Here is a 5,389-nt window from a genome sequence, read left to right on the forward strand (position 1 = left end):
GTTGCGGTGCAGGTTGAACCGGGCCGACAGGAAGTAGGCCGGGGTGTAGCCCCACTCGCAATGGCCTTTCATGGGGGCGATGTGGTCCTGAATGGCGTCCATGACCTCGTCCAGATCATAGTGGCAGTTGCCGGCTTCGTTGCGGTAGTCGGCAACCAACTCGATGGGCAGATTGCCGGGAGCCCGGCCAATGCCCATCAGGCTGGCGTCCACCGTCTTGTCCCGCAGCAGCGGTTTGTCGATGAACTCCTGCGCCAGACAGAAGCTCAGGGCCATGTTTTCATGCAGATGCAGTCCCAGCCGGATGTCAGGGGCCAGATTGTGGTCGGCCAGCGAGACGATCCGCTCCAGATCCCGGCGGCGCATGCTGCCGAAGGTATCCACGATGGAGAACTGCCACGGATGGATGGCGTTGACCTGATCAAAGATCCACAGCAGATCTTTATCGGCATAGCCCATGATGTTGATGGGGTTGATGGACAGTTTGTATCCCCGCGCCTTGACCTCCCGGGCAAAATCCATACCGTCCCGGATGTCGTAGTCGTGGGCGGTGATGCGGATGACCTCGATGCCGTGGCCGTCGTAGGGGCTGAGTTTGGTAATATCATAGTTGGAACGCATAGCCATGCCGGAATAGATGGTATGGCCCCGCTGGCCCTCTTCGGGCAGCAGGCGGTTGAGCTCCTCGATGGTGTTGCAGACCGTTACATCGGGGTTGTATCCTTCCACATTGCGCAGAAAGCCCACTTCCACAATGTCGGTACCGGCCCGGGTCAAAGACTGAATGATGCGCCGGGCAGAACCGAATCCCCAGCGCCAGTCGTTGATATAGCCGCCGTCACGCAGCGTGCAGTCCAGCAGTTTGATCTCAGGCATGGTGTTTCTCCTTCAAAATCTCGTTGACCAGCGCCAGATCCTTGGGGGTATCCACGCTGACGGTCTTGTAGGGGCTTACGATGGCATGGACCTTGTGTCCATTCTCGATAAAACGCATCATATCGTTTTCTTCGGCCTTTTCCAAAATGGATTTGGGCGTTTCGTGGTAGAAAGCCAAGGCCTGCTTGCTGTAAAGCTGGATGCCGGTGACCTTCTCGTACTCAAAGTCCAGCGTGCCTTTGGGGTAGGGGATGGGGCTGCGGGAAATCAGCAGGATCTCCCGGGCTGCGTTGGTCACGACCTTCTGATTGGAAAAGTCGATGACATCGGCGGGGGGTTCCATCACGTTGGTCAGCACGGCCACATAGTAGGGATCTTCGGGCAGCGTCTGCGGCAAAATCAGATCGAAGGCCGCAGGGTTCACCAGCGGTTCATCCCCCATCAACTGCAGATAGAGGTCGGCATCCACCCGGGTGCTGACCTCCCAAATGCGGCCGGTGGGGGTGTCGTGGTCGGCACTGGTCATCAGGTACTGCATGTCATACTTCCGGCAGGCCTCGGCAATGCGCTCATCGTCGGTGGCGATCAGCACATCGTCCAGCTTGGGGCAGGCTTTGGCAGCCTGATACACCCACCAGATCATCGGTTTGCCCAGCACATCGGCCAGCGGTTTGCCGGGCATGCGGGTACTGGCGTACCGCGCGGGAATCACAGCAATAGTTTTCATGGAAAGTACCTCCTGTATAGGGCGGCAAAGCCGCCGGTGGATCGGTGGTTACTGGGGGATCAAAGCCTGCGCTTCCTCCAAGGTGAGCAAAATCTTTTCCTCGGCGGCGGTGAAGCCCCGCAGCACAAAACTCTGGACGGTCACCGCCCGGCGGAAGGTGAAGGGCAGGCAGAAATTCAGCACTTCGCTGGGCATGGTGCGCTCCAAAATCACCGCGCCGGGGAAGAGCGCTCCGTAATCGGTGGTGTCCCGGGGGTGGGTTTTGATGAAGAGCGGTCCCACCGCGTAGTGGGCAGCCACCGCCTGAAACATGGCATCCTGCCGTGCCTGCGTCAGCAGCCCATCCGCCACAAAACTACGGGGCAAAAGCAGGGTGGCACCCTCGGCTTGTTCCGGCAGAGGACGGGTCAAAAAGACACTGCGCACCCGTGCCTTTTCCTCGTCGGTCAGCGAGGCGAGCAACGCGCTCTTGCTGTCGGTGATCATCTTTTCGGGGCCGAAGAGGGTACACCGGGCGGCGTCTTCACTCTCCACCTGTTTGCACCACGGGCTGTCGCCCCAGTATAGGTAGCCCTTGCCGGTGGTCTGCTTGCGGGCAAAATCCGGCGCAGCCCGTTGGTCAGTGACGAGATGCTGGTCGGGTCCCAAGGTGCTGCCGAAGGTATCTTCGCAGAGGATATACCCGGCGTGGCAGTCCTGCAAGTAACGGCCCAGCACGCTCCAGTCGTTGTGGATATAGACGTTTTCATACCGGGGGCGGTCCAGCTTCCAGCCGCACAGCTTCTCAAAGGCGCGGCGGTTCCGCAGGGCTGCCAGCGGCCCGGTGACGGTGCCGGGCCAGCGGGTCTCGTCCACCACAACGGTGCGCACCACGCCGGTGGTATCCAGCCGAGCGGCCAACGCCTTGGCGTCCGCCACTGCGGCGGAAAGAACCATCGTGTGGGGGCCGCCTGCTGCCCGGCCTGCCCGCAGTAGGTCTACCAACACCTGATAGGCGGTGTGGCAGATATACAAATTGGGCTTCATGCGTCGGCCTCCAACAGTTTGACGGGCGGGAAGTGGATGCGGCCCCAGCCGGAGGCCCACTCGGGCATGGTCAGGTCGCTGTTGGTTACCTCAAAGGCAAATTCGGTCACCGGCTTGTCCAGACAGACTGCCTGCCGCAGCGCGCCGTCAAAAATATCCAGATAAAAATAGTATTGCCCTTCGCCCAACAGGCTGGGGTCAAATTCAAATACGGTGGTGTACAGTTGGCCGGGTTGGGCGGCGCCTAGATCCACCGGATGGGTGATACCCACCGGTGTGGAGTCCCGGGCATGGAGGTTCATCTTCATGTGGATGCCGGCGAAAGGCTCCGACACCCGCCAGGTGATCTTCACCCGCATCTTTTCTGTGTCGGCAAAGACGCTGGATTCCTTCCCCACAAAGTCCAGCGTTTCCAGCCGGAACCGCTTGCCGGCACTGCCGGTCATCCGGGCTACGTCGGTCAGGTCGTAGTGCACCACGTTTACGTCGGTGGTGTCCATATAGATGGTAATGGCCTGCTCTACGTCGCCGTCAAAGATCACCCGGCCCTTGTCCAGCACGATGCAGCGGCTGCACAGTTGGCGGATGGTGCTCATGTTGTGGCTGACGTAGAGAACGGTGCGGCCATCCTGATTGGCCACATCACTCATCTTGCCCAGACATTTCTGCTGGAACTTCATATCGCCCACGGCCAGCACTTCGTCCATGACCATGATCTCGCTGTCCAGATGGGCGGCTACCGCGAAAGCCAGCTTGACGAACATGCCGCTGGAATATCGTTTCACGGGGGTGTCGATGAAGTCCCCGCACTCGGAAAATTCAATGATCTGGGGCAGTTTGGCGTCGATTTCAGCCCGGGTCATGCCCAGAATGGCGCCGTTCATATAGATGTTTTCCCGGCCGGTCATCTCGTTGTTGAAGCCGGTGCCTACCTCCAGCATGGAGGCCACCCGGCCCCGGATGCGGATCTCGCCCTCGGAGGGGGCGGTGATACGGGAAAGCAGCTTCAGCAGGGTGGACTTGCCCGCACCATTGCGGCCAATGATGCCCAACGCCTCGCCTTGATAGACCGTCAAGTCCACGCCGTTCAGCGCCATAAAGGTTTGGCCGAAGAGCCGCTGGTCAGTGCCGATGACGGTATTGGGGTCCTCTTTGCCCCGGACCCGGGCCCACCAGCTTTGCAGGTCGTGGGTCAGGGTACCGCCGCCGATCTGTCCCAATTTGTATTGCTTTTTCAGCCCCGTGACTTGGATAACGGGGCGCTTTTCGGTGGTATTCATCAGCGTCCCTCCTTACACGGTGTCCATAAAGGTCTTTTCGATGCGGCTGAACAGCACCACGCCCAACATCAGCGCAGCGGCGGTGAAGAGCAGGCTGTATACGATGGAACCTGCCGATACGCTGCCGGTGCCTAAGGTGGCTGCGCGGAATACTTCGATGGGGGCGGTCATGGGGTTGAGCTCCACCAACACTTTCAGCCGGGGGCTCTCATCCAGCATGGAGAGGGGATAGACCACGGGGGAGGCGTACATCCACAACTGGACGCCGAAGCCCACGGCGATGGCCAGATCCCGGTATTTGGTGGTCAGCGACGAAACGATGATGCCCACGCCCAAGCCCAGCAGCATGACCTGCAGCATGACCAGCGGCACGGCCAGCGTCCAGATGGTAAAATGCACCTCGGCGCCGGTGGCGAAGAAGTAGAGCCAGAACAGCAGATACATGGCGGCCTGAATCAAGAAGTTGATGAGGCTGGTCAGCACTTGACTGATCGGCATGGTCAACCGGGGAAAATACACCTTGCCGAAGACCTGCGAGTTGGTCACAAAAGTGTTGGCGGTGTTGTTGACGCAGTTGGCAAAGAAGGTCCAGACGGTGTTGCCGGCCATATAAAATAGGAAGCCCGGCACGCCGTCGGTGGGCATGCCTGCCATATTGCCGAACACCACGTTGAAGATCAGGGTGGTGATCAGGGGATTGAGCAAGATCCAGGCAGGCCCCAAAATGGTCTGCTTGTACAGCACCGTAAAGTTGCGTTTGACGAACATCAAGGTCAAATCGCGGTACTGCCACAGTTCCTGCAAATTGATATCAAACCAGCCGCTGCGGGGGCGGATGATGGTCGTCCAGCCGTCGTTGGCGGGACGGGGTGTTTGGATGTTTTCAGCCATAGGGCACCTTTTCCTTTTAGAATAGCATACCAATAGATATTACATTTTACCACAATACCCGCGAAAATACAACACAGCGTGCAAGTGTTGCGCCGGGGTGACGGGTATGCTATACTCAAGATAAGAAGAAACCCTCTACCGAAAGGAGGAACCGCCATGAGTGTCATCACCCTGTGGGTCATCAGTGTATTCTGGATTTTGTACGGCATTGCCGGATTGCTGGGGTTCGAGAACCTTCCGGAAAAATACAAATACAAGAGCTGGACGCCGGACTATATCCGAATGAACGGGATTGCCAAACTCCTTTTGGGCGTCGGTTGGTTCATACTGGGCTTTGTCCTGCGGGCGGTTTCGCTGTCGCTGCTGCAGGAACTGGGGCTGGGCTTGCTCTTTGCTCTGCCGGCCGTCGGATACGGCCTGTATGCTGACCACAAGACGAAGGATTGGCGCCGGCAGGCGAACCAAGAATGGCGGGAAAAAAAGAAGAATCAATAAAACAAAACCCCGGCGGGGATTTTCCCCGCCGGGGTTTCGTTTTCATATAAGAACCACAAGCTATGCTTGTGGGCGAATATAGCACGAGCGTTGA

6 protein-coding genes are annotated in these 5,389 nt (G+C 58.6%); 1 reads left to right on the forward strand and 5 read right to left on the reverse strand.

Annotation, left to right across the window (positions count from 1 at the left end; all coding sequences use genetic code 11):
- The 5 genes from Q0526_RS17945 to Q0526_RS17965 form a co-directional block, all read right to left on the reverse strand.
- The coding region (locus Q0526_RS17945; protein WP_298736694.1) for an aldolase catalytic domain-containing protein at positions 1 to 876 on the reverse strand (876 nt) is incomplete at its 3' end.
- Positions 869 to 1,603 carry a 3-deoxy-manno-octulosonate cytidylyltransferase gene (locus Q0526_RS17950; RefSeq protein WP_298736696.1) on the reverse strand — a complete coding sequence of 245 codons (735 nt, stop codon included), beginning with the start codon at positions 1,601 to 1,603 and terminating at the stop codon, positions 869 to 871. The genes Q0526_RS17950 and Q0526_RS17945, both read right to left, overlap by 8 nt.
- A gap of 48 nt (positions 1,604 to 1,651) precedes the next feature.
- The gene (locus tag Q0526_RS17955; RefSeq protein ID WP_298736698.1) at positions 1,652 to 2,629 is read right to left on the reverse strand and encodes a hypothetical protein; all 978 of its coding nucleotides are present in this window, start codon (positions 2,627 to 2,629) and stop codon (positions 1,652 to 1,654) included.
- Positions 2,626 to 3,909 carry an ABC transporter ATP-binding protein gene (locus tag Q0526_RS17960; protein WP_298736700.1) on the reverse strand — a complete coding sequence of 428 codons (1,284 nt, stop codon included), beginning with the start codon at positions 3,907 to 3,909 and terminating at the stop codon, positions 2,626 to 2,628. Before Q0526_RS17960 ends, Q0526_RS17955 begins: the two co-directional genes overlap by 4 nt.
- A 12-nt stretch (positions 3,910 to 3,921) precedes the next feature.
- A complete protein-coding gene (locus Q0526_RS17965; protein WP_298736702.1) occupies positions 3,922 to 4,800 on the reverse strand; it encodes an ABC transporter permease in 879 nt (292 codons plus the stop codon).
- A 156-nt stretch (positions 4,801 to 4,956) separates the two neighbouring features.
- Here Q0526_RS17965 and Q0526_RS17970 point away from each other — a divergent pair, with 156 nt between their 5' ends.
- Positions 4,957 to 5,295 (forward strand): hypothetical protein, encoded by a 339-nt coding sequence (locus Q0526_RS17970; RefSeq protein ID WP_298736704.1) that lies wholly within the window; start codon positions 4,957 to 4,959, stop codon positions 5,293 to 5,295.
- Positions 5,296 to 5,389 lie beyond the last annotated feature (94 nt).

This window comes from uncultured Subdoligranulum sp. (assembly GCF_937890665.1).